Below are 24716 nucleotides of genomic sequence, written 5' to 3' on the forward strand. Positions count from 1 at the left end.
GCTCTGTCGTAACTCGGTATCAGGGCTTGGAGATGAAGCCCTGCTTGACCATCCAGTCAAAGGCGACGTCGGCTGGCTCGCGCCCGTTGACATCCACCTCCAGGTTCATGGCCCGGAGTTCCGTGTCGGTCAGCAGCGGGGCGATCTTCGCAAACACGTCGGCCATGCCCGGGTACTGCTCGATGAACTTACCGTTGAAGACGGGCGCCACGTTGTACGCGGGGAAGTAGCCCAGGTCGTCCTCCAGGATGGTGAGGTCCAGCGCCTGGATGCGCCCGTCGGTGGTGAAGACCTCGCCGAAGTTGCAGTCCCCCGAGTCGGTGGCGCTGTAAATGGCACCGGTGTCGTAGACCCCGACGTTCGAGTCGGGAACCGACGTGGCGTCCCCGCGCTCGAGCCCGTAGTGCTCGAGCATCGGGTTCAGCCCGTCGGCGCGCGAGTTGAATTCCGCGTCGACGCAGAACGTCAGGTCCTTGGCCGGCAAATCCTTCAGCTGCGACATCTTGGTGATGCCGCCGAGCTTCCCGACGGCTTCCGAGCGCACGGCCATGGCATAGGTGTTGTTCATCGGTGCGGGCTTGCCCCACTCGATCCCGTTGCCCAGGTCCTGGTCGTGGACCTTTTGCCACTGTTCCTTCTGGTCGGCGATGCCTTGCTCGTTGCCCAGGTAGGTCATCCACGCGGTGCCGGTGTATTCCCACATCATGCCGGCCTGGCCGGAATGGATCAGCTCGCGGGCTGGCTGGCTGCCGGGGACGTTCGTCAGGTCGGTGACCTTGAAGCCGGCGGCCTGCCCGGCCAGCACGGCGATCTTGCCCAGCACGAGCTGCTCGGTGAAGGCCTTGCTGGTCACCGTCATGCGCGCGTCCTGCGGCAGGCCGTCCAGCGGGGCGATGCTGCCGGGCCCGGCTTCGGGAACGTAGGACGCGGCGGGAGACAACCCGCAACCCGTCAGCAGGATGCCGGCCGCGGCCACCAGGGTGGCCGACGTGAACAATTTTCCAAATCTCATTCTTACAATCCCTTCGGGCGGGCCAGCTGTTCGACGATGCGGCCCAGCCAGTCGATGACCAGGGCCAGCAGCGCCACCAGCAGGGAGCCGGCAACCAGCACGACCGTGAGGTTCAGGTTCACCCCGGTGGTGATGAGGATGCCCAGCCCGCCGCCGTTGATGAATGCGGCCAGCGTCGCGGTGCCCACGAGCAGCACCAGCGCGGTGCGGATGCCGGAGAGCATGACAGGAACGGCCAGCGGCAGCTCGACCTTGAACAGCACGGCCAGGGAAGTCATGCCCATGCCGCGGCCGGCCTCGACCAGCCGCTCGTCCACCTGCCGCAGCCCCACCATGGTGTTGGTCAACACCGGCAGGACCGCGTAGGCGACCAGCGAAATGACGGCCGCCCAGTACCCGAACCCGATCCAGAAGGCCAGGATGACGACCAGTCCGATGGCCGGTGCCGCCTGGCCGATGTTGGCAACGGCCATGACCGGGTTGGTGAAGCGGCGCATCGAGGGACGGGTGAGCACGATGCCCAGCGGAATGGCGATCACCAGCACGATCAGTGCGGCGACCACCGTGAGGCTCAGGTGCTGCACCGTGTACCCCCACAGGGTGGCCGGGTCCAGCGTGGTGCGCTCGGTCTCGGTCAGGTCGGAGACCGAGAGCCAGACCACCACGGCGGCAAACGCCGCGAGGATTCCCAGCAATTGCAGGACCAGGGTCCGCCACGGCCGATCGACCGGCTTGGCCGGCCCCGACGCCTGCGCGGATGTTTGCGCGATTGCGGCGAGGGAACTCATCGTGGTTCCTCCACGCCCTGCGTCGGCTCGCTGTCCCCCGCATGCGAGGCGTCGGCGGCAACGGCGTTTGCCACTGCGAGGGCCGGGATGGCACCGGAGTTCAGCCCGACCGGGGCGTCGCCCGCGGCGGCCTCCGCCGTGGCGTTGGCCTGGGCGATGGCCTCCATGATGGTCTTCACGTTGATCACGCCGCGGAAGACATCGCGGCGTCCGGTGACCACCGCGGATTCCGAGCTGGCCACCAGCATGGTGTCCAGGGCGTCGTTCAGCGTCGCCCGGTCGCCGACCACGGGCATCGACTCGTCGACGGTGTCGTCAATGATCTGCAATCGGGACAGCTGACGGCGGGTGAGCCTGCGCACCGGGCGGCGCCGCTTGTCGAGCACGATTGCCAGTGAATCGCCGGCACCTTGGACGCGCGAGAGCACGTCGCTGGCCAGCTCGCCGGGTTGGGCCGTGACCGCGTCCTTGAGCTCGACCTCGTGGACCTTGGTCAGGGTCAGCTGCTTGAGGCCCGCACCCGAGCCGATGAAGTTCTCCACGAATTCGTTGGCCGGGTTGGCCAGGATCCGTTCGGGCGAGTCGTACTGGACCAGCTGCGCGCCCTCGTCGAAGACGGCGATCCAGTCCCCCAGCTTCACGGCCTCGTCGAAGTCGTGGGTGACCATCACGATGGTCTTCTGGACCTCGGACTGGATGTTCAGCAGTTCGTCCTGCAGGCGCTGGCGGGTGATCGGGTCAACGGCGCCGAACGGCTCGTCCATGAGCAGCACGGGAGGATCGGCGGCCAGCGCGCGGGCCACGCCCACACGCTGCTGCTGCCCGCCGGAGAGTTCCTTGGGGTAGCGGTCGCGGTAGATGGCCGGATCGAGGGACACGAGTTCGAGCAGTTCATCGACGCGTGCGGCGATCCTGGCCTTGTCCCAGCCAAGCATCTTGGGCACGATGGCGATGTTTGCCGCGACGGTCATGTGCGGGAAGAGACCGCCCGCCTGGATGACGTAGCCGATGCGGCGGCGCAGGGTGTCGCCGTCCATCTTGGTCACGTCTTCGCCGTTGATCACGATCTTTCCGCCGGTGGGTTCGATCAGGCGGTTGATCATTTTCAGGGTGGTCGTCTTGCCGCAGCCCGAGGGGCCAACGAACATGACGATGCTTCCGGCGGGGATCTCCAGGGTGAGTCCGCCGACGGCGGGCTTGACCTGGCCGGGGTACTGCTTCGTGACCTCGTCAAGCAAGATCGATGCGCCGGTGACGGCGCCATTGTTTTCAGACACGGATACCTCGCGGTGTGGTGAGTCGGCCGATGCCGAGCAAAATGAGATCGAGAATGAACGCCAGGATGACCACGCCGATCACTCCAACCAGTACTGAGTCGAATGCCTTGGCACCGCCCAGGCGGGAAAGTCCGGAGAAAATGAATCCGCCGAGCCCAGGGCCGAGCGCGTAGGCGGCAATCGCTGCCACGCCCATGACCATCTGGGCCGATACCCGGATTCCGGAAAGGATGATGGGCCAGGCCATCGGAAGTTCGACGGTGGCCAGCGTGCGCATGCGGCTCATGCCGATGCCACGGGCTGCTTCCACGGTTGCCGGCGATATTCCCGCCAGCCCCACGATGGCGCTGCGAAGGATGGGCAGTGCCGCGAAGAACGCCACGACGATCACCGCCGGGGTCACCCCGAATCCGAACGGTGCAATCAAGAGCCCGATGGCGGCGAAGGACGGAATCGTCAGGCCGACGGCCGACACCCCGTTCGCCAGCGACGACAGGGTTTTATTGCGGTAAACCAGCGCCGCGATGGCCACGGCGATAATCGTTGCGAGGATCAGACACTGCACAACGAGGGAAAAATGCTGCCAGGAGGCAAACAGTATTTGGCGGTATCTTTCGCCAACAAATTCAAACACATCAAGACCTGCTTCACTTAGGTTACGTAGCGCGCTCTCTTCGGCCCATCGGACCTAGGATACTTACCCAACGTAACCTGATTGCTTGTCTCATATCCAACTGAGAGCAGCCTTAGGCAATACTGTGATTAGTTTGCAATTGTCGATGTTCGATGAAAATTCGTCTCTCACTAGTCAACTGTTCAAGCTTTGGGACAATGACGAATATCACCATGGAATCTTTCGAATTATCGATGGTTTTACTAAATTTCCCCCACCCGGCACTCGGCCAAGCACCAGCAGATACCCAGCTGGGGGCACCACGCCCCCTGCCCTCCCAAGCCGGCCACCGGGCCGCCCGGCCGGCGGATTCCACGTCGCGAAACACCCTCGAAGCGACCCCTCGGACTCGTACCCGGCACCGCGACGGCTGGCGCTCCACAGGGGTCATCTTCCGCTCCTGCATCCCCTGGCGCCATCGACTGCCATGAAATATTGTTCCTGACAAGAAGAAAGTGAATTTTCCTGTCCCCGGAAACGCAGCGTTTACACCCAGCGAACCTGGACACCAACCCGGGGGCGGCACTAGTCATCACCGTGAACGAGGCGCTCCCGCCGGCACCGGCGGCGGCACCTCTCACCTTTCGCAACCGCCCAAGGCCCGCAACCGCGGCCATCGCAATCGACGCAGACACCGGAAGTATCTTCATTTTCAAAGGAACGGCAATCTACAGCGTTTCCGGGGACCTACATTGCCACCAAGCGTTCCCGCGCGATTCCAGACAGTCCAGAAATCGATCAAGGATTTCCACCGCGCCATCCAACAGAAGCCCTGCCGCAACCGATTTCTGCGCAACGAATTGACCGGATATTTGCTGCCTGAAATTTCAGGAAAATAAATCCAATTATGCACATCAATTTCTGGCTCATTGGTGCGGTATTCAGTTATCAACATCAGGCAGCGCCGGCGGCAACAACTAAGCGGGGGCGGTTCTGATAATCGATGTCGATCTTCAGAACCGCCCCCGCTTTGGGAAGGTGCCTTGAAACTACCCGTCTAGGTTCTGGCTTCGGACGCCGTCCGGGCCCGCCGGAATTCCTCGACGTCTTCCCGTGCGGCGACCCCGCCCCGCGGGCCCTCGATGGTGACGGCGCGCGATGCTGCAGCCACGGCAAACTCAACCGCCGGGCGCAGGCCTGTGGATTCCGACAGGGCAAAGACAAGGGCTCCCCCGAAGGTGTCCCCCGCTCCGGTCACGTCGACGACCGGCACCGTGTAGCCCGGGACCGTCTGGACACCGGTGCCGTCATGGATTTCCGCACCTGCAGCGGCCAGCGTGCGGATGACCGTCCCGACCTCGTGCTTGCGCATCCACGCGGCGACCGCAGCCGGATCAGGCTCCCCAAAGGACAGCTGGAAGCCGATCTGGTTCATGATGATGACCTCGGCGCCGTGCAGGTAGCCCTCGTCTCCGGCGACGAATCCCTCGACGTCCAGGTCGAAGACCACCCGGCGGCCATGGCCGCGCAGCTGGGCCAGCACCGCATCGCCCGTGCTGGTCCCGGCACGCAGCCTCTTGGCCCGGGACAGTGTCGTGTACAGGAACCCCGGGGCGTTCAACGCCTCCATTGCCGTAGGCGGCAGCATCATGGGACTGTCACCGGTCTCCGCATAGAGGACCACATGTTCGCCACCGACCAGGAAGATCATGTTCCGCGAATCCGGAACCTCGGGGTCGTACAGCATGTGCGTGGTCCCCAGGCCGTGGTTGCCGAGGTCGGCACACAGCCTCTGGGACAGCGGGCCGTCGTTCAGGAGCGAGATGAACTCCGTCGGGCCGCCGAGCCCGGCATGGACGGAAGCGGCGTTGGCGATCATGCCGCCCACGTAACTTCCGGTGGCATCGAACGGCGCCTTGTCGGCCAGCTCGGGCCAGCGTTCCGCCGTGTAGTAGTCATCCAGGGCCACGTCGCCGATGAAGAACGCCGTGGACCGCACGGCCGCGCTATCCACGGCCGTTCCCTGCATCGGGCACGCCGACCTCCACGTGCACGGGCCCATCGGCGACATCGGTCCAAGTGGAACCCCCGTCGCCGCCACAGGTTGCCATCCAGTAGTAATAGGCGTCCCCGTCAACGCCGTGGCAGGCGTCGTGCCAGGTGCCCTGGTGCAGGACGACGGCGGTGCCCGGGTTGATCACGAACGCCCGGACGTCCGCGGCGCTCGGGTGCCCGGCGTCGGTCGGCGCGGCGACGGCCAGGACCACCGGCGAGCCCGCGGTGAAGAGGGCCTCCTCGGTGGACAGGTGGCGTTCCATGCGCCGCGTGCTGAATGGCGCGCCGCTGCCCAGGGTCATCCCGAGGGATCCGTTCGTGCTGATCAGCGGGTTGGCGGTGTAGACGTCGGACCAGCCGTCGCCGGACGAGACCACCAGCCGGGACGCCGGGTCCTCCGGCTGGAGCGCCGGAACCATGGCATGCACGCGGCCGAACGGCGCGAAGTCCTCGGCCGTCACGGGCAGTGCCTGCAGCTTCACCGGGCTGCCTTGCCGTAGGAGGTGGCGGCCAGTGCGCGCACCGACTTCACCTCGCGCATCAGCAGCTCGACGTGGGCGGCGGAGATCCGCCCGGTGTCCACGTGGGTGTCCTTGAGGAAGCTGCCCACGATCGCGCCGTCCGTCGACTCCAGCTGTTCGTGCACGTTGGACGCGGTCAACCCGGCACCGATCAGCAGCGGGAATGAGTCGCCCACGACGGAGCGGAAACGCTTGACCTTCTCCATGTCGGTTTCCTGGCCCGTGGCATCGCTGGTGATGACGAATGCGTCGCACCGGTCCATGCCGATGACCAGGTCCTCCGCTTCCGTGCGGCCGGAGTTCACCGGCTGGTACTTGAAGCGCACGCCGCCGAACAGCACGGAGTCCACCTGCCCGCGGAGCTCCTGGAGTTCCCGGGCGAATTCCTCGTCGGCTTCAGGTGCCAGGTGTCCGGCGACCGAGTCCATCTGGATGAAGTCGACGCGGAACTGGCGCGCCAGCTCGAAGGCGAGCAGGTGGTCGTGCAGGACGTTCACGCCCACCAACAGGTCGGGGTGCTTGCCCTCCAGCCATTCCAGGACATTGCGCACGTCGGTCTTGTCGCCGAAATAGTTTTCCACGACGACGCCGTCAACACCCTGGCTGCGGAGAATTTCCAGTTCCTCCCGGGCAATGTCCAGCCGTTCGGAGGCGGAGTCGCCCGAAAGGTGGAGCATGCCAAGGATGGGCTTGGGTTGGTTGAAGGTCCGGCTGAACCGGCTGTCTCCGATGGTCAAGGGAAAGTCCTAACTTGTGTATGGGGGTATCCGGCATGCGCCGGAGTTGAAAGCCTTAGACGGCCCGCAGCTTGGAGTCTTGCCCCGGCTGCGTCCCGTTCCAGGCCGTGCCGACGCGCATTTCCAGCGCTGGCGAGTAGATCACCGAGGTGTGTTCGACCAGCTCGTCGTCGCTGCTGAACACCTCGCCGCTGGCGCAGATGAACCCCGGCGTATCCGGGAGCTCGCCGAACACCTGGCGGGTCAGCTCCGAGGGCAGCGCCACGGACAGCGTGAGCTCGGAGCGGACCGGCGCGACACCGTAGTGTTCGCGCAACACTTGGTAGAGGGACAGCTTGTCGAAGCTGAATTCCTGCAGGCCGGGGAACCGGCCCAGATCCAGCACCGACGTGTCGAGGTTCAGGAACGTGGGCGAATCGTCCGTGGCGACGCCGCGGGCACGGACCAGCCGCAGTTGCGGTCCGTTGGGGCCGTCCTGGACTTCCTGGGACAGGACCTCCGTGACCGGTCGTTCGTTGCGTGCCCGTGAAAAGTCCGTGAAGCCGCCGAAGTTCCAGATGCTGTGGTTGATGGGCGTGTAGGTGACGATGGTCCCCTTGCCCCGGATCTGGCGGACCAGACCCTCTGCAACCAACAACGACACCGCATGCCTGACCGTGCTGCGGGTAATGCCGTGCAAATCCCGCAGCACCGTCTCCGAAGGGATTGCCTCGCCTTCCGCGTAATCGCCCTCGAGGATCCGCTGGCGCAGGTCCCTGTAGAGCTGTGCGTACAGCGGTGCCGAATCCTGTGGATCGAGCGCAAACTCAGCTGTCATGCGTATCTGTCCCCCTCGTGTGTTTCAGTTCTTACTTGCCGGCGTTGATGGTGATCTTCTCCAACGCCGCGTCCTTGAGACCGTACTGGTCAAGAATCCGCAGGTAGGTGCCGTCTTCCCGCATGGCCTCCATGGTGGCCTGGATGGCGTCCCGGAGCTCCGTGGATTCCTTGGCAACGCCGATGCCGTAGTTGCCTGGTTCCAGTAGATCACCGATCGTGTAGAACTTGTCCGGCTGCTGTTTCTGCAGGTCAAGAATGCCTTCGAAGCCGATCAGCGATGCCTGCGCGCGGTCCTGCTGCATCTGCAGGATCTCCTCGGCCTGGGTGGGGATCTGGAGGATCTTGATGGGGTTGTCGGCCGCGCAGGTCGACTTGCTCAGTTCCTCGGTGGACTGCACCCAGCTGGTTCCGGTGGAGACGGTCACGGTACGGCCGCAGAGGTCAGCAAGGGTCTTGATGTCCTTCTGGTTCTGCACCGGGGCGAAGAACTGGTTGCCGGTCCTGAAGTAGTCGATAAAATCGAGCTGGCCCTGGCGCTTCTTCAGGTCCGAAAAGGCGGTCCACACGATGTCCGCACGGCCCGTGGTCACCGAGACGATCAGCTGCGCGAAGTCGACATTCTGGAAGTTCGGCTTGAGACCCAGCCGCGCGGCTACTTCCTTGGCCATGTCGATGTCGGCGCCCTTGAGCTCCGTGGATCCGGCGTCCGAGTACTCCATCGGCGGGTAGGCCAGGCTGATGGCAACGTTGAGCGTTCCGGCGTCGCGGATCTTGGCGGGCAGCATGGCCTGCAGTTCGGGGTTGGCCGGGGTGGCCGCGCTGGTTTCGCTGCCGGCCGCGGCCGTGCCGGAACCGCCGCAGCCGGTCAGGGCCAGGGTGGCGGCCAACGCCAGGATCGCCGGGGCGGCGGTCAACTTCGCGGTCTTTGTGGTCCAAGAAAACATCGTCATTGCTGATTCCTTTTCGATGGGTGGAGCGATGGTTAGAGTGATGGATGGTTAGTTCAGGACACGCGTGAGGAAACTGCGCACGCGTGGATCTTGGGGGTTGGCCAGCACCTCGGACGGCGGGCCGATCTCGCGGATGGTGCCGTCCACCATGATGGCCACGCGGTCCGCCACGTCCCGGGCGAAGGCGATTTCATGGGTCACGACGATCATGGTGGTGCCGGAGGCCGCAAGCTTTCGCATCACGTCCAGAACCTCGCCCACCAGCTCCGGGTCCAGCGCGGAGGTGGGCTCGTCGAACAGCATGACCTTGGGGTTCATGGCCAGCGACCGGGCAATCGCCACGCGCTGCTTCTGCCCGCCGGAGAGCTGCGACGGGTAGGCCCCGCCGCGGTCGCCGAGCCCGACGGCCGCAAGCAGCTCCGTGGCCCGGGCCGTGACCGAGGCCCGCGATTCCTTGCGGACCGTCATGGGGCCCTCGATCACGTTCTGCAGTGCGGTCATGTGCGGGAAGAGGTTGAAGTGCTGGAAGACCATGCCGATCTCGCGCTGCTGCTGGCGGACCTTGCGCGGAGGGAGTTCGCGCAGCACGCCGTCGCGCAGCTCGTAGCCGATGATCGAACCATCGATCCACACCACGCCGTCGTCGAGCGTCTCCAGGTGGTTCAGGCAACGCAGCAGCGTGCTCTTGCCGCCGCCGGAGGGGCCCAGGATGCACAGGACCTCGCCGTCGCTGACCTCCAGGTCGACGCCCTTCAGGACTTCCTGTCCGTTGAACTTCTTGTGGACATTGATGGCTTTGACGACGGTGGTCATGACTGCTCCTCGTTGACGGGCCGGGATGCGGTGCGGGACAGGCCGAAGCTGAATCGGAAGGCTGGGCGGGTGGCGCCGTGGGCCACGCCGCGGCCGTAGTGGCGCTCGATGTAGAACTGCACGATGTTCAGCACGGTGGTCCCGAGCAGGTACCAGACGGCGCAGACCAGCAGCAGTTCGATGACGGCGCCGTTGACAAAGTAGACCTGCTGGGCGGCGTTGAGCATTTCAGTGAACGAGATGGCCGTGGCCAGCGAGGAAAACTTCAGCATCCCGATGGCGGAGTTGCCCATCGGCGGGATGATCAGCCGCATGGTCTGGGGCAGGATGATCCGGCGCAGGGTCTGGAAGCGGGACATGCCCAGTGTCTGCGCGGCCTCGGTCTGGCCGTGGTCGACGGAGCTGATGCCGCCGCGGACCACTTCGGTCATGTAGGCGCCTTCGTTGATGCCCAGGCCCAGCAGCGCCGCCACGAACGGCGTCACCACGTCCACCGTCCTGGCCTCGAACAGCCCCGGGATGGTGAGGGTCGGGAAGACCAGCGCGATGTTGAACCAGATCAGCAGCTGCAGCAGCACCGGGGTTCCCCGGAAGATCCACACGTACAGCCAGGCGACGAACCGCGTCACGGGGTTGTGCGAGAGCCTCATGACGGCAAACAGCGTGCCCAGCCCGGCGCCGATGATCATGGCGAAGAAGGAAATGAGCAGGGTGTTGGCAAAGCCGCGCAGAATAACTTCGGCGGTGAGGAACTTGCCCACCACATCCCACTGGATCTGGCCGTCGGCGAACGCCTTGACCAGAAGGCCAAGCAGAACCACCACGATCGCGCCGGACAGCCACCGCCCCGGATGCCTGAGTCGGACGATCTTGTAACTGCGCTGTTGCAGAGCATCCGCCCCGACACGGGTAGTGTCCGAGGCCATTTGGGAAAGCATCGGCATGGTCCTCAATCTCCAAGTTGTATGGTCAGGTGTACAACTTGAATTTAGGGTGACGCCCGATATGAGTCAAGAATTTTCCCAATGTGACTCACCTGCCGGGTTTCTGGTCTCCCAACGACCCCGAGCGGCACTTCGAATGGAGTAATCACCGGGCGCACCTCCACAAGGTGCGGCCGTCCGCCCCGCGCATGACGGGCACTGCCAGAAACACCAACTCAAGTACGGAAACGGCAGTCCACCCGGAAACCAGGCACGGAGGACACTGCCCGGACCTCGAACTTGTCGGGAATCGCCGGTTTTCCCGTGGAGCGAGAAATTGGACTCTTGGACGCCGCGGCGTTCCATGACGCCGCATGACCGCATGCGGACCCCGTGGCGCCCCACGATACGAACCAGAACGCGTAAGGAAAACGAGATCGGCGTGGCGCTGCTATGGCTTCACGGTGCAGGTTCGGCAAGACTTGACCATCAAACAGCGGTCGGCATTTTTTTGGGGGGACCCGTGAAGCGACTATCGCGGATGAGTAGGCATTCTCTGAGTGCACTCGGCGTTCTGGCGCTATGCGTGGGGATGATTGGCGGCTCCGGAGCTTCGGAGCCGCACACAGTACAGGGAATCGTTATACCTCACCAGAAGCCGGACACAGAGAGCTCGCTCGTGGGCCAGAAGACCGCGGCCGCAGTCAAGACACCGGCCAAGATGAAAACCACGGTAGCCCCCAACCTGAGGAAAAGTGCCCGTGTGGAATCCGAAGCACTGCTGACGATTCCACAGGCAAAAGTGCTTTCCCCGCTTCAACGGGCAACAAATGGTTGGTACAAAGTGAAGTACAAATCCCGGACCGGATGGGTTAGCCATAGATATGCCGTGGCGCCGACAAAGTCACGGACGATTTCCCAAAAATTCAACCAAAACAGGGGGCCAAACCGGACCAAACGAGTCGTCCTCACCTACGACGATTGCCCGCTGAACCTGAAAGGCTACAAATCAGTCCTGGGCTTCGCGGAAAGAAGCAACATCGGGCTGGTGATTGCCCCGACCGGAAAGTGCCTGAAGAAGTTCAAGAAGAAGTACGGCGTGGATATTGCGGCAATTGCCCGTGCCAAGGGCCAATGGGTCATCAGCCATACCGCCACGCACCCGGACATGCGCGCACTGTCTTGTGCCGCCGGCGCCAAGGAACTCACAGGCGGCGGCATAGCCACGAACGTTGGCCGGCCGCCCTATGGCGCCATCAATGACAACGTCCGCTGCGCCTTCAAGAAGGCCCACATGTCCATCTGGACATGGACACGGAGCACGCGGGATTGGGACGTCAAAAGCAAGAAAATCACCATTTCGCGTGCCGCGGCCGCCGGCCCCGGGGAAACCGTACTCATGCACATGCAGTGGTACGGATTCACCCCGAATTCAATCGAGCAGATTCGGGATCGGCTGGGCAAGAAGAATGTCAAACTCTGCCGGGCTTATCACGGTGCCGATGGGCACGGAGCCGTTGAAAAGACCCCGCTGGATCTTCCGAATTCCTTGCCCTGTTAGACAAAGCCGCCGCCCCGGAACAATCAACGCGCATCACCAGCACGTTTTCACGCGGACCAGTCCGGGGCGATCCGAGCTTCGCCCCGCCGGTGTTTTCGCTGGCCGCCACGTTCGCTAAACCTGGCGGATGACCTGCGATCACTTGGCGAATCTGTTTTGCGGCTTCAAGCTCCTCGACACTCTCCGGAGTGGGCACGGCCTTCGTTTCACCTTCGCGGCATAGACTCGCGTGAGTACCCTCATGTATTCACGTTCCCACTTGGGCTCCACCGAGGGTTGCGCTGCAAGCTCCCGACCCGTGATTCGGGCCCGTGCCGAACATGGGCGCGCCTTCTCGCGGCAGGGGTTGCCGCACGCGCAATCGGGGAATGCAGCCGACAACAAGGAGAAATCTTGCACCTCCGCTCCGCCAGCCCCAGACGCCCGATCACCCCCTCCTTCCGGTGAGCGGCGAGCCAGTGCGTCCCAATCCCCAGCCCACCGTCATCACCCACACCCGCGTCATCGATGGAAGCGGCGCGCCCGCCTACCTCGGGGACGTGGTGCTCGAACACGGCAAGATCACCGCGATCCTGCCGCCGGGCGGCTACGCCGATGTCACCGGAACCACCCGGGTGATCGAGGGCGCAGGGCTGATCACCTGCCCAGGCTTCATCGACATGCACGGTCACTCCGAACTGCAGATCCTGCTGCACCCGGAGCACCTGGCCAAGCTCACCCAGGGAGTGACAACCGAGGTGCTCGGCCAGGACGGCTTGTCCTACGCACCGGTGGACGACGCCACGCTCGGGGCGATGCGCCAGAAGCTCGCCGGCTGGAACGGGAACCCCTCGAAGCTGAAGTACTCATGGCGCACGGTCGGCGAGTACCTGGACCGGCTGGATGCGGGCATCGGCGTCAACGCCGCCTACCTGCTGCCGCAGGGCACCATCCGTGCGCTGGCCATGGGACTGGGCCCGGGCGAACCGACTCCCGAGCAGCTGAGCGCCCAGGTGAAGATGGTGGCCGACGGCATGGAACAGGGAGCCGTGGGCCTGTCCTCCGGGCTCACCTACACCCCGGGCTTGTACGCTGGCGAGGCCGAGCTGGCCAGGCTCTGCACCACGGTCGCGGCCTACGGCGGATACTACGCGCCGCACCACCGCTCCTACGGCGCCGGCGCCCTTGACGCCTACGCCCAGATGATCGCGCTCGCCGCCGAATCCGGGGTGGCACTGCACCTGACCCACGCCACCCTGGACTTCGCCCCGAACGAGGGCAAGGCACCGGAACTGCTCGCGATGCTTGACGCCGCGCTGGAGGCCGGGGTGGACGTCACCTGCGACACCTATCCGTACGTCTCCGGCGCCACCGCCCTGGCGTCGCTGCTGCCCGGCTGGGCCGCGGCCGGGGACGCCGAAACCGTCATCGGCAGGCTCGAGGACGATGCGACGGCCGCGAAGATCCGCCACGACATGGAGGTCAACGGTTCCGACGGATCCCACGGAATGCCCGTCGACTGGGATTCGATCGAGATCGCCTCGGTCGACACCCCGCAGCTGCACGTGCTGGCCGGGCAGACCATCGCGGAGATCGCCCGAATCCAGCGCGTCGAGCCGTTCACCGTCTTCTGCAACGTGCTCAGCGCCGACCGTCTGGCCACGGGCGTCCTGCTGCATGTGGGCAACGAGGAAAACGTCCAGGCCATCATGAGGCACCGCACGCACACCGGCGGATCCGCCGGCATGCTGGTCGGCACCAAGCCGCACCCGCGCGGCTGGGGCACCTTCCCGCGGTTCATTTCCCACTACGCCCGCGACCTGGGCCTGATGGACGTGGCGGAGATGATCCACCATCTCACCGGGCGCCCGGCGGCCCGGCTCAAGCTGGCCGAGCGCGGCCTGCTGCGCGCCGGATACGCGGCCGACCTGGTGGTCTTCGATCCGGACGCGCTGCTGGACATGGCCACCTACGCCGACCCGCGGCAGCCCGCCGCGGGCATCAACTACGTCTTCGTCAACGGCGTGTGTGCCGTCGACGACCACAGGCCCACCGGCGCGCTGGCCGGCCGTGCCCTGCGCCGCACCCCGGAAGGGACGGCGCAGGCCTCGTAAATGCACCGCCGGGGTGCCCCGGGCCCGTGCCGAGGCGCGGGGAACCCGGGGCGCACGGACACCCGGGTCTTCTTTGCCGCGGCGCGGGGGCACCTGTGATGTGATGATTCCATGAAACTTGCAACGCTGCGCCGAGCCGGTGCCACCGACCAGACCTTTGCCGCACTCATCGAGGGCGACACGGCCTTCGAGCTCGCGGGATTCGCCGACGTCGGGGCCTTCCTGGCCGCATCCGACGGGGCCCGCATGGACGCGCTCGACGCGGCGGTCGACATCGACACCGCCGTCCCGCTCGCCTCGGCCGACTACGCTCCGCTGATCCTGAACCCCGCCAAGGTCTACTGCATCGGGCTGAACTACCGGAACCACATTGCCGAGGTCGGCAAGCAGGAACCCAAGTTCCCGACTGTCTTCACCAAGTTCGCGTCCTCGCTCACCGGCGCCAACGACGACATCGAGATCCCCGCCGAGGACCACCGGATCGACTGGGAGGGCGAGCTGGCGATCGTCATCGGCGCCAAGGGACGCCGCATCGCCGAGTCGGAGGCGGCTAACCACATTGCCGGCTACGCGGTGTCCAACGACGTGTCCATGCGCGGCTACCAGGGCCGCAGCACCGAATGGACGCAGGGCAAGTGCTGGGACGCGGCCTCCCCGCTGGGCCCGTGGCTGGTCAGTGCCGAGGACTTCGCCCCGGGCGCCAAGATCACCACCCGGGTCAACGGCGAAGTGGTCCAGGAAGACTCGACCTCCGACCTGGTCTTCTCCCCCGCGGCGCTGGTCGCCTACCTGTCCGTGCTGAACGAACTGCGCCCGGGCGACGTCATCCTCACCGGAACCCCCGCGGGCGTGGCGCTGGGCCGCCGCAACGAGTCGGGCCGCCACCCGTGGCTTAAGCCGGGCGACGTGCTGGAAACCGAGATCGAATCCCTCGGCACCAGCCGCAACACCTTCGTCTAGCACCCCAGTCCGGCAAGGAGGCACCGTGTCCATCCCCAGCAGTTCAATGCGCAGCAACCACCGATTCCCAGCCTCGGCCGGGAGCGTCTTGAGGCTTGTTGGCCCGAGCCCGGTTTTCATTCAGCGATAGTGGCCCTGCCGACTAAAGAACTCAATCGCAAGGGCCGTTGGCTCTTTCACTCTGGTGCGTAGCGCGGCCAGATCAAACAAGTTGCCACCCGCCTGCAGGAGTATCAGCATGCATGTGTTGCTTCTCCTTTACCTAGGCGTGTCGGGACACTCGGGCAATACTCACGAGTAAGGTTCACTACGTGCATCGCGATCCTGATGCTGAACGACGTAACTTCATCCGAACGGAGAAAAGTCATGGGATTCATTGGTTGGATTGTTCTAGGCCTCATTGCCGGCGCGATCGCTAAGGCGATCAAGCCAGGTGAACAGGGCGGCGGCTTGTTCGCCACCCTGCTGCTGGGTGTAGTTGGCGCCGTGCTTGGTGGCTGGCTGGGCTCCCTGATTTTCCATGTGAACATCAGCGAGTTCTGGTCGCTGTCGACTTGGTTGCTGGCCATCGGCGGATCGTTGATCGTCCTCATTCTCTGGGGATTGGTGACGCGCAAGAAGGCATAGATTGTGCATGTGGAGGAGGCTCTAACCTTTCGGGGTTGGGGCCTCTTTCGCTTTCTCAATCGGTGCCCCTTAGTTCGTAGGCGGTGACCCATTCCTGGGCTTCGAGCCGCGGGCCTCAATGGGACGCTTGTGCCCTGGGCGAGTGTTGACTCGCCGTACTCCTTGTCTCGCATGGTCTGGATTACCACCGTTCCGGGGTTGAGCGTTCGCGCCTGGGGGCTCCCCGCGGGGTGTTGCGCGACCATCGCGTAACACCCCGCGGTTTTTCCGCGCTCGAATCGTAGGCTGGGCTCATGAGCTTCACTACTTGCGATCTTTTCGATGCCGACGAGACACTGCAGTCGCTCTCGCTGCAGCTGGCCGATTTCGGCGCCCGCCCACGCTTCTCCGGCCCCATCCGCACGGTGCGCTGCTACCGCGACAACGGCCTGGTCAAGTCGCTGCTGAACTCCCCCGGAGACGGCGCGGTCCTGGTTGTCGACGGGGCCGGCTCCCTGGAGTCCGCCCTCATGGGCGACATGATCGCCGCCGCCGCGGTCAGGAACGGCTGGGCCGGGGTCGTCATCAACGGCGCCATCCGCGACCGCGTGGCACTGGCGCAGACGGAGCTGGGCATCAAGGCGCTGGGTTCCAACCCGCGCAAGAGCGCTAAGGATTCGGTCGGCGCCGTCGACGTCACCGTGGACTTCGGCGGGGTCGCCTTCAGGCCCGGCGCGACGCTGTGGAGCGACGAAGACGGAATCCTCGTCTCCTCCTAGCCCTCAGCCTTCCCAACCCGCACTTCCCGAGCGACGGTTGCCTGGCCCAACGGCCAACCGTCCCCTTCCACGAAAGCAGGCACCACCATGAAGGTCACGATCATCGGCGGACACGGCAAGATCGCGTTGCTCGCGGCAAGGAACCTGGCGGGCCGCGGGGACGAGGTCACCTCGGTCATCCGCAATCCCGACCATGTCCCGGATGTCGCGGACACCGGCGCGCTCGCCCTGGTGCTGGACGTGGAAGCGGCAACCGCCACCGAGCTCGCGGAGGCCTTCGCCGGCTCCGACGCGATCGTCTGGTCCGCGGGGGCCGGCGGCGGAAACCCGGAGCGGACCTACGCGGTGGACAGGGACGCGGCGATCCGTTCCATGAACGCGGCCGAGCTGGCCGGCACCAGGCGCTACGTGATGGTCTCCTTCCTGACCGCGGACCCCGAGTACCTGGTGCCGCTGGATGACCCGTTCTACCCCTACATGGCCGCTAAGATCGCCGCCGACGAGCACCTGCGCGCCAGCGGGCTCGACTACACGATCCTGGGTCCCGGGGCGCTGACAGCCCGGGAGCCCAGCGGGCTGCTCGATCCCGCGCCGGACGCCACCGGTGACACCAGCACCTCGCGGGGCAACGTCGCGCTGGCGATCGTGGCGACGCTTGACGACCCGTCGACGATCGGGCGCACCATCAACTTCACCGACGGAACGGTTCCGGTCACCCGGGCCGTCTCCGCCGCACGGGATTGACCCCGGCGTACCCGCGGCTCGCCAGGAGTGGAACCCAGTTCCTTGACATGAACCCGAGTCTCACGAAAGACTGACGTGACACAGCTCATATCAACCCATGGAGTCGCAGCAGTGAACATCCCCACGGCAAACGCAACCCTGTCAGTCGCAGCAATCCTGGCCGAATCGGCACGTCGCCACACCGACCGCCCGGCCATCACCTTCGGCGGCGTGAGCACCAGCTACGGGGAATTGTGGGAGCAGACTCGCGCCTATGCGGGTGCCCTGCGCGACGCGGGAATCGGCGAGGGCGACCGCGTTGCGGTGCTCATTCCCAACGTCACCGACTTCGCCCGCGTCTACTACGCGGTCCTGTCTCTGGGCGCCGTTGCCGTTCCGATCCACGCGCTGCTCAAGCGCCACGAGATCGAGTACATGCTCGCCGACGCCCAGGTGAAGCTAATGGTCTGCGCTGCCCCGCTACTGGGCGAGGGCGCACCCGGAGCCCAGGCCGCCGGGGCCGAGGTGCTCACGGTGCTCTCCCCGGAGGCCGGCGGACTCCCCCGCCTCGAGGACCTTGCCGCCGCGGCAACGCCGATCGACACTTACCTGCCGCGCAACCCGCTGGACATCGCCACCATCCTCTACACCTCCGGCACCACCGGCAAGCCCAAGGGCGCCCTGGGCACCCACTTGGCGCTGGTGGAGCAGGTCAATGTCATCCTGCTCAACACCCTGGACATCCGCGTGGGAGACAAGATCTTCGGCGGACTCCCGCTCTTCCACACCTTCGGACAGACCGTGGTGCTCAACGCGGGCCTGCGCGCCGGCGCCGAGCTGCTGCTGATGCCCAAGTTCACCGGCGAGGCAGCGCTGTCCATGATTCTCGACGAGGGCGTGCACATCTTCGCGGGCGTCCCCACCATGTACGTCGGGCTGCTGGAGGCGGCGAAGTCCCGCACCGAGGCCGCACCGGAACTGCGCTACGCGGTCTCCGGCGGCGCCGCGCTCCCCCTGACCGTGCTTGAGGGATTCAACGCACGCTTCGGTGCGCTCATCCACGAGGGCTACGGGCTGACCGAGACATCCCCGGTCGCCAGCTTCAACCACGTCGGCAAGGAACCGCGCCCCGGGACCATCGGCCAGCCGATCTGGGGCGTCGAGGTGGAGATCGCCCGCGCCGAGGTCCACGACGCCATCGAGCTGCTGCCGCGCGGGGAACTCGGCGAGCTGGTGGTGCGCGGGCACCTGCTCTTCTCGGGCTACCTCAACCGCCCGGAGGCCACCGCGGAGGCGGTGGTCGACGGCTGGTTCCGCACCGGCGACCTGGGCACCAAGGACGCGGACGACTACCTCACCATCGTGGACCGCAAGAAGGACATGATCCTGCGCAACGGCTACAACGTGTACCCGCGCGAGGTCGAGGAAGCGCTCATCACCCACCCGGACATCGTCAATGTCGCAGTCTTCGGCGTCCACGACGACAAGCACGGCCAGGAGGTTGCCGCCGCGGTCACCCTGGTTGCCGGGAGCACGCTGACCGGTCGGGAAATCAGTGCCTACGGGGAATCGCGGCTGGCCGCCTACAAGTTCCCGCGCCGCATCGAGATCCTCACCGAGTTCCCGCTGGGCCCCAGCGGAAAGATCCTCAAGCGCGAGCTCGTCGCCAGGTACCAGAAGTCCTGAGCACCGGCGCCCGGGGCACCGCACTCCCCGCCCCACGGCCGTGCACGACGTTCAGTCGCGCACGGCCGTGCCCAGGCTGAATGCGCCCTCGAAGCGCGGCACCCCCGGCTGGTAGAAGGAATCCAGTTTGGTGATGCGGAATCCCGCCTCGCGCAGCATTGCGGCATTCGACCGGGTCAGGTGGCAACCACCGGCCAGGGCCTTCTGGACTGGCTCAAGGCGGCGCTGCCACCGCCGGACGCGCTCGTCGGGGGCCAGTCCGTGTTCCAGGAAATAGAGTTCCCCGCCGGGCTTCAGCACGCGGCGCAACTCGGCCAGCGCCGCTGCCGGATCCGGGATGGTGCACAGCGTGAAGGTGCTCAGCGCTGTCTCGAAGCTCTGGTCCGCTTCGGCCAGCCGCTGTCCGTCCAGCGAACCGCGCACCACCTTGACCGGCGAGGCACCGCGTGCCTTGGCCGACAGCTTCCAGGCGGCATCGGAGGGCTCGACGGCAACAACGCAGTCCACCGCGGACGGGTAGTGCCGGACGTTGCTGCCCGAGCCGAAGCCGATTTCAACGACGTTTCCGTACAGGGACGCACAGACCAGCTCGCGCAGCGGCACCAGGGTCTTGTTGCCGCAGGAGGCCGCGATCAAGCGGGGCAGCACCAGCCGTTCGTAGATGTTGGCCATTTTGCGCTCCGTTCCCTGGCCGCGGCACCGCTTTAAGTGTGGCCGCCCGAAGGTGCCCCGACAAGCCATCGGGCATGCCCACGCTGGCGCGATAAAGGCAAAAACCGCGGCCATCTGTTCCCGCACCTTCCCCATGGCGGGGAAGGAAGGAACGATGCCGCGGCATGATGCCCGGAACCGGGGTCCGGTGAAGCTTTAGGCGTTCCACAATCCGTAGGAGTCGGCCAGCTCTGCGATCTTCTGCGCACGTGCAAGACGCGGCAGGTAGGAACCGTCACCCACCGAGGCGCCGGCGGCGTGGGCATCGAGCATGTCGTGGGCCCAGTGCAGTTCATCGGCGCTCGGTGAGAGGCCGATGTTGATCTCGTCGACCTGGGTGCGGGACAGCGCCAGCTTTCCGGTCATGCCCATGGAGGCGGTGATGGCCGACTCGGCCAGGACCTCTTCGGCGCCGGCGCCCGGGGCGGGCGGGCCGTCGATGGCGCCCGGCAGCTTGCCGACGCGGGATGCAACGACCAGCTTGCCGCGCGCATAGGCCAGGGCCAGCGGGTCGCCGGATACGCCGGTGTCCTTGCGGAAGTCGTTCACGCCGAAGGCCAGGCGGAAGGTGCCCGGTGCCGAAGCGATGGCCGTTGCGTTTTCGATGCCGATGGCCGATTCGATCAGTGCGAGCACCGGGGTGCCTGCCTGCAGGCGCATGGCGGTGTAGGTGACTTGCTCGGGCTTTTCGGTCATCGCAAGCATGACGCCGCGAAGGCCGGGCGTTTTGGAAAGCGCCGCAAGGTCCTTGGCCCAGAAATCGGTGTCAATGCCGTTGACGCGGACCCAGGCCGTCATTCCGGTGGAGAGGGCCTCCACGACACTGTCGCGGGCCTCGTCCTTTTTGTCGTCCGGGACCGCGGCCTCCATATCGAAAATAACGGAGTCGGCCTCGGAGGCCAGTGCCGGTGCGAAGTCTTCCGGCTTGGAAGCGTTTACGAGCAGCCAAGAGCGCGAAAGTTTGGCGGGAAGGGAAGCTGCGCGACGGTTACGGAATGCCATATCAGATAGCCTACCGAGTTCTTTACCCAACCTTCCACCTAGCGTCGCTTCCAAGACTCGCCCCGGAGCACCCGGATTCGACGTCGTCCCAAGCGGGCGTAATCTTTTGGTGTAGGAAACCACATTGGTGGTTGATTGCGTGCACCAAACCGTAGGGCCGCAGAGTGGACATCTGAGCACGGCCCGCCAGCAGGAAGCTCGACCAATATGCCCGAAATTAGTACGGCGGAGCAATCGTCTCCGCACCTAGAGCGCGGGCTTACGAACCGCCATATTCAACTCATTGCCATCAGCGGTGCAATCGGCACCGGACTGTTCATGGGGTCGGGAAAAACCATTTCGGTTGCCGGCCCCTCTGTGATATTTGTCTACATGATCATCGGCTTCATGCTGTATTTCGTCATGCGGGCCATGGGTGAATTGCTACTGAGCAATCTCGACTACAAGAACTTCTCTGACTTCGCAGGCGACCTTCTGGGTCCCTGGGCTGCATTCTTCACCGGCTGGACCTACTGGTTCTGCTGGGTTGTCACGGGCATCGCCGACGTCGTCGCCATCGCCCATTACGTGGCCTTCTGGTGGGGCGATCTGTCCCTCTGGATTCCGGCGCTCATCGCCATTCTTCTGCTGCTCGGATTGAACCTTCCGACCGTCAAGGCCTTCGGCGAAACCGAATTCTGGTTCTCCCTGGTCAAGATCGTTGCGATTGCCGCGTTGATCATCATCGGCCTGACCATGATCCTCACCGGGTTCGAGCACAACGGCACCCAGGCCTCGTTCTCCAACCTCTGGGAACACGGAGGGCTCTTCCCCACTGGAGTCACCGGTTTCATTGCAGGCTTCCAGATCGCCGTCTTCGCCTTCGTGGGCATCGAGCTGGTCGGCACCACCGCGGCCGAGACCAAGGACCCGACCAAGACCCTGCCCAAGGCGATCAACTCGATCCCCGTGCGCGTCCTGCTCTTCTACGTGGGCTCGCTGGTCATCCTCATGGCAGTGCAGCCGTGGGACATGTTCGACGCCGAGAACTCCCCGTTCGTGGGAATGTTCGCGCTGGCGGGGCTGGCCGGCGCGGCAGGCATCGTGAACTTCGTGGTGCTCACCTCCGCCGCCTCGAGCGCGAACTCGGGCATCTACTCGACCTCCCGAATGATCTACGGACTGGCCAACGAGGGCTCGGCTCCGAAGGCGTTCAGGAAGCTCTCGAGCAGCAGGGTCCCGCGCAACGCGCTGGTGTTCTCCTGCATGTTCCTGCTGGGGGCTGTCGTGTTGCTCTATGCGGGCGGCTCGGTATCGCAGGCGTTCACGCTCGTCACCACGGTCTCCGCGCTGTGCTTCATGTTCGTGTGGTCGATCATCCTCATCAGCTACATCGTGTTCCGCCGCCGCCGCCCCGAGCTGCACCGGGCGAGCAACTTCAAGGTTCCCGGCGGCGCGTTCATGCCGTACGTGGTGTTGGCATTCTTCGCGTTCGTGCTGTGGTCACTGACGACCCAGGCCGATACGCGGCAGGCCCTCATCTTCACCCCCATCTGGTTTGCCTTGGTGGGAATCGGCTACCTGGTGCTGCGCCGCAACCCGGCGCACCTTCGCCTGCGCGAGGCGCACCGCGAAAAGGTCAGGGCGGAGTACGCGGCGCTCAGGGAGCGCGTAAACGCATAGCCTCCATGTGCCCCAACGGCGGGCGGGAAACCCTGTTCGGGGTTTCCCGCCCGCCGTTTCGCGTACCCCGTGCCGGCCTGCCGGCGATTTGCCTTCCGGTGTTTTCCCGGACGACGACGTCGGCGCGGCTCGCCGCCGGAACCGACGAAGACCCCCGGGCAATGTGCGGGGTCTAGGGCTGCGCGGCGAACCCGACCGGCACCGCGGCGGCCGTCCACGCGCTTCCGTCCTTGGCGCTGGTTATCAGCAGCAGCAGCGCGCCGCCGCCGCTGCTGCCGGGATTGCCCCACTGGATGCTCCCGCTGAATGGTTCCAAATCGGGTCCGGATCCGCCCATGACGATCCCGGTTCCGAGCGGTTGCGCCGTCCCGTGGGAACGGACTTCGACAACCACTGTCGCTTCGAAGGCTCGCGACAAACCGGAAAGCGCCACCGGGGAAGAGATCTTGTCACCGGCCACCGGCATATCCAGCTGGATCTCGCTGCTGGAAGCCCCGATGGCGTACCACTGGCCGTCGGAAAGCTGCCGCAGCAAGACGGTAGTCACTGCTCCGCCCTCGCTGGAGCGGACTTCCAGCTCACCGGAGCGTGCATCCCCCTGCATGAATTCGCCATAGACCGGGTCGGCGAAACCGGCAAACTCCTCGGCGAATCCGCCGGCAGCGTCCTCCGGGGCCCCGTAACGCAGGGTGCCTCCCGGGTCCGGCCAAACGACGGTCGCAGCCTCGGCGGCGGGTAGCGGCACCGGCGGGGTGGCGGGCAGATCCGAGGCACTCGCCGTCGGCGACGGGGTCGCTGACGTAGCGGAGGGGCCGGGCGGCGTGGTGGTTTCCGGTGTCGCGGTCGTTCCCGGGCCATTCTGGCCGGGGCCGCCTGCCTGTTGCATCAGCAGGATCGCGATCCAGACAGCGGCCGCCACGAGTGCTGCGACAAGCAATGCGATAACGGTGTTCCGGCCGCGTACGGACGGCGCTGGGTTTTCGTTCATGGGCGCACCGTAACAGCGCGGACGCCACGCCAACAAGCCCGGGCAGGCCGCGTTTCGGCGACGTTTTCGGAGCACAACACGGCCCGGAAAAGCGCCTCCTCGGAGTCGGCGCGAGAGCCCTTTTCCCCTCCCCGGAGCGGATAGGTCATCGACCACGGACGGCTCCGGCCCGGCCACCCCGCGGGGTGGCCGGGCCGGAGCCGTTCAGGGAAGCCGGCGCGCTACTGGTCCTGTGCGGCTTTTCCGACGGCCGCGGCGACCGCAGGCATGACGCGCGGGTCCAGCGGGGAGGGAACGATGTAGTCGCTCGAGAGCTTGTCCTCGGCCAGTGCGGCGATCGCGTGGGCCGCGGCGATCTTCATTTCCGGGGTGATGCGGCGGGCGCCGGCGTCCAGTGCGCCACGGAAGATGCCTGGGAACGCCAGGACGTTGTTGATCTGGTTCGGGAAGTCCGAGCGTCCGGTGGCCACCACCGCTGCATATTTGCGGGCGACCTCCGGCATGACCTCCGGGTCCGGGTTGGACAGGGCGAAGATGATGGCGTCGTCGTTCATCTGGGCCAGGTCTGCCTCCGCGAACTTGGATGACGAGACACCGACAACGGCATCGGCGCCGTCGAGGGCCTCGCGGATGCCGCCGATGATTCCGTCCTTGTTGGTCAGGGCCGCGTACTTTGCCTTGATGCTGTTCAGGTCATCGCGGTCGCGGTGGATGGTGCCCTTGGAATCGACCAGGACAACGTCCCCGACGCCCGCATTGATGAGGATCTCGGCAACCGCGATGCCCGCGGCCCCGGCACCCGAAACGACGACGCGCATCTGCCCGAACGTCTTGCCCGCGACCTTGGCCGCGTTGATGAGTGCCGCAAGGACCACGACGGCGGTGCCATGCTGGTCATCGTGCATGACCGGGCAGTCCAGGGCCTCGATGAGGCGTTCCTCGAGCTCGAAGCAGCGCGGGGCCGAGATGTCTTCCAGGTTCACCGCACCGAAGCTGGGGCGCAGGCGCACGAGCGTCTCGATGATCTCGTCGACGTTGGTGGTGTTCAGGACCAACGGGATCGAATCGAGACCGCCGAATTCCTTGAAGAGGGCGCTCTTTCCTTCCATGACGGGAAGCGATGCCGCGGCGCCGATGTCGCCGAGTCCCAGCACGGCGGTGCCGTCGGAGACGACAACCACCAGGCGGGAGGCCCAGGTGTGGGTTGCGTGCATCGCCGGATCCGCGGCGATGGCGCGGGAGACCTGGGCGACGCCCGGGGTGTAGGCGATGGACAGCTCGCGCTTGGAGGTCAGCGGCATCGTGCTCTGTACGGTGAGCTTGCCCCCGATGTGGGCGTCGAAGATATCGGCGTCGGTGATGGTGGCGGCAGCGTTGATAGAGGTGTCGACAGACATGAAGGTCTCCTTGAAAGTTCTGAACGAAGAGGAAGCGAGG

Annotated in this window: 23 protein-coding genes; 8 read left to right on the forward strand and 15 right to left on the reverse strand. The window is 65.4% G+C overall.

Annotated elements, in window-relative coordinates; genetic code table 11:
• Positions 1–19 precede the first annotated feature (19 nt).
• The 11 genes from ACFY5D_RS08890 to ACFY5D_RS08940 all read right to left on the reverse strand — a co-directional run bounded on the left by ACFY5D_RS08890 (position 20) and on the right by ACFY5D_RS08940 (position 10523).
• The gene (locus tag ACFY5D_RS08890) at positions 20–1012 is read right to left on the reverse strand and encodes a glycine betaine ABC transporter substrate-binding protein (RefSeq protein ID WP_387528016.1); all 993 of its coding nucleotides are present in this window, start codon (positions 1010–1012) and stop codon (positions 20–22) included.
• Positions 1013–1014: 2 nt separating this feature from the next.
• Positions 1015–1800 (reverse strand): ABC transporter permease, encoded by a 786-nt coding sequence (locus ACFY5D_RS08895; RefSeq protein ID WP_387528019.1) that lies wholly within the window; start codon positions 1798–1800, stop codon positions 1015–1017.
• Positions 1797–3077, reverse strand: coding sequence for an ABC transporter ATP-binding protein (locus ACFY5D_RS08900; protein WP_387528022.1), 1281 nt, complete (start codon positions 3075–3077; stop codon positions 1797–1799). The genes ACFY5D_RS08895 and ACFY5D_RS08900 overlap by 4 nt, the downstream gene beginning before the upstream one ends.
• Positions 3070–3711 (reverse strand): ABC transporter permease, encoded by a 642-nt coding sequence (locus tag ACFY5D_RS08905; RefSeq protein WP_387528025.1) that lies wholly within the window; start codon positions 3709–3711, stop codon positions 3070–3072. Before ACFY5D_RS08905 ends, ACFY5D_RS08900 begins: the two co-directional genes overlap by 8 nt.
• A 1036-nt stretch (positions 3712–4747) precedes the next feature.
• Positions 4748–5704, reverse strand: coding sequence for a carbohydrate kinase family protein (locus tag ACFY5D_RS08910; protein WP_387528028.1), 957 nt, complete (start codon positions 5702–5704; stop codon positions 4748–4750).
• Entirely contained in the window at positions 5697–6227 is a 531-nt protein-coding gene (locus tag ACFY5D_RS08915) for an ureidoglycolate lyase (RefSeq protein WP_387528031.1), read from the reverse strand. The genes ACFY5D_RS08910 and ACFY5D_RS08915 overlap by 8 nt, the downstream gene beginning before the upstream one ends.
• The gene (locus ACFY5D_RS08920; protein WP_387528034.1) at positions 6224–7003 is read right to left on the reverse strand and encodes a BtpA/SgcQ family protein; all 780 of its coding nucleotides are present in this window, start codon (positions 7001–7003) and stop codon (positions 6224–6226) included. The genes ACFY5D_RS08915 and ACFY5D_RS08920 overlap by 4 nt, the downstream gene beginning before the upstream one ends.
• Positions 7004–7058: 55 nt before the next feature.
• Entirely contained in the window at positions 7059–7820 is a 762-nt protein-coding gene (locus ACFY5D_RS08925; RefSeq protein WP_387528037.1) for a GntR family transcriptional regulator, read from the reverse strand.
• Positions 7821–7851: 31 nt separating this feature from the next.
• On the reverse strand, positions 7852–8772 hold the full coding sequence (locus ACFY5D_RS08930; RefSeq protein ID WP_387528040.1) for an ABC transporter substrate-binding protein: 921 nt from the start codon (positions 8770–8772) through the stop codon (positions 7852–7854).
• 48 nt (positions 8773–8820) lie between these two features.
• Positions 8821–9585, reverse strand: coding sequence for an amino acid ABC transporter ATP-binding protein (locus tag ACFY5D_RS08935; RefSeq protein WP_387528043.1), 765 nt, complete (start codon positions 9583–9585; stop codon positions 8821–8823).
• Positions 9582–10523: an amino acid ABC transporter permease gene (locus ACFY5D_RS08940; RefSeq protein WP_387528046.1), complete on the reverse strand. Its 942-nt coding sequence runs from the start codon at positions 10521–10523 to the stop codon at positions 9582–9584. The genes ACFY5D_RS08935 and ACFY5D_RS08940 overlap by 4 nt, the downstream gene beginning before the upstream one ends.
• Positions 10524–10950: 427 nt before the next feature.
• Between ACFY5D_RS08940 and ACFY5D_RS08945 the strand changes: the two genes are divergently transcribed.
• The 7 genes from ACFY5D_RS08945 (at position 10951) to ACFY5D_RS08975 (ending at position 18916) form a co-directional block, all read left to right on the forward strand.
• Positions 10951–12069, forward strand: coding sequence for a polysaccharide deacetylase family protein (locus tag ACFY5D_RS08945; RefSeq protein ID WP_387528049.1), 1119 nt, complete (start codon positions 10951–10953; stop codon positions 12067–12069).
• 443 nt (positions 12070–12512) lie between these two features.
• The gene (locus ACFY5D_RS08950; protein WP_387528052.1) at positions 12513–14162 is read left to right on the forward strand and encodes an amidohydrolase family protein; all 1650 of its coding nucleotides are present in this window, start codon (positions 12513–12515) and stop codon (positions 14160–14162) included.
• A 111-nt stretch (positions 14163–14273) separates the two neighbouring features.
• Positions 14274–15122 (forward strand): fumarylacetoacetate hydrolase family protein, encoded by an 849-nt coding sequence (locus tag ACFY5D_RS08955; protein WP_387528055.1) that lies wholly within the window; start codon positions 14274–14276, stop codon positions 15120–15122.
• 366 nt (positions 15123–15488) lie between these two features.
• The gene (locus ACFY5D_RS08960) at positions 15489–15749 is read left to right on the forward strand and encodes a GlsB/YeaQ/YmgE family stress response membrane protein (RefSeq protein WP_387529758.1); all 261 of its coding nucleotides are present in this window, start codon (positions 15489–15491) and stop codon (positions 15747–15749) included.
• Between the two features lie 293 nt (positions 15750–16042).
• Positions 16043–16507, forward strand: coding sequence for a ribonuclease E activity regulator RraA (gene rraA, locus ACFY5D_RS08965; RefSeq protein WP_387528057.1), 465 nt, complete (start codon positions 16043–16045; stop codon positions 16505–16507).
• Between the two features lie 87 nt (positions 16508–16594).
• The gene (locus ACFY5D_RS08970) at positions 16595–17251 is read left to right on the forward strand and encodes an SDR family oxidoreductase (RefSeq protein ID WP_387528059.1); all 657 of its coding nucleotides are present in this window, start codon (positions 16595–16597) and stop codon (positions 17249–17251) included.
• Positions 17252–17362: 111 nt separating this feature from the next.
• Entirely contained in the window at positions 17363–18916 is a 1554-nt protein-coding gene (locus tag ACFY5D_RS08975) for a long-chain fatty acid--CoA ligase (protein ID WP_387528062.1), read from the forward strand.
• A gap of 51 nt (positions 18917–18967) precedes the next feature.
• Here the strand turns inward: ACFY5D_RS08975 and ACFY5D_RS08980 are convergent, their stop codons facing one another.
• Together ACFY5D_RS08980 and ACFY5D_RS08985 are read right to left on the reverse strand one after the other, a co-directional pair.
• Positions 18968–19588 carry a class I SAM-dependent methyltransferase gene (locus ACFY5D_RS08980; protein ID WP_387528064.1) on the reverse strand — a complete coding sequence of 207 codons (621 nt, stop codon included), beginning with the start codon at positions 19586–19588 and terminating at the stop codon, positions 18968–18970.
• A gap of 195 nt (positions 19589–19783) precedes the next feature.
• The gene (locus tag ACFY5D_RS08985; protein WP_387528067.1) at positions 19784–20629 is read right to left on the reverse strand and encodes an HpcH/HpaI aldolase/citrate lyase family protein; all 846 of its coding nucleotides are present in this window, start codon (positions 20627–20629) and stop codon (positions 19784–19786) included.
• A 207-nt stretch (positions 20630–20836) separates the two neighbouring features.
• On the opposite strand from ACFY5D_RS08985, the gene cycA reads away from it, so the two are divergent.
• Entirely contained in the window at positions 20837–22291 is a 1455-nt protein-coding gene (gene cycA / locus ACFY5D_RS08990) for a D-serine/D-alanine/glycine transporter (RefSeq protein ID WP_387528070.1), read from the forward strand.
• A 172-nt stretch (positions 22292–22463) separates the two neighbouring features.
• Here cycA and ACFY5D_RS08995 read toward each other — a convergent pair whose 3' ends face one another.
• Positions 22464–23279, reverse strand: coding sequence for a Gmad2 immunoglobulin-like domain-containing protein (locus ACFY5D_RS08995; protein WP_387528073.1), 816 nt, complete (start codon positions 23277–23279; stop codon positions 22464–22466).
• 221 nt (positions 23280–23500) lie between these two features.
• Positions 23501–24676, reverse strand: a complete 1176-nt coding sequence (locus ACFY5D_RS09000; RefSeq protein ID WP_387528076.1) for an NADP-dependent malic enzyme — start codon at positions 24674–24676, stop codon at positions 23501–23503.
• Between the last annotated feature and the right edge of the window lie 40 nt (positions 24677–24716).

It is taken from the genome of Paeniglutamicibacter sp. NPDC012692 (assembly GCF_042901625.1).
In the GTDB taxonomy this organism is placed as follows: Bacteria; Actinomycetota; Actinomycetes; order Actinomycetales; family Micrococcaceae; genus Paeniglutamicibacter.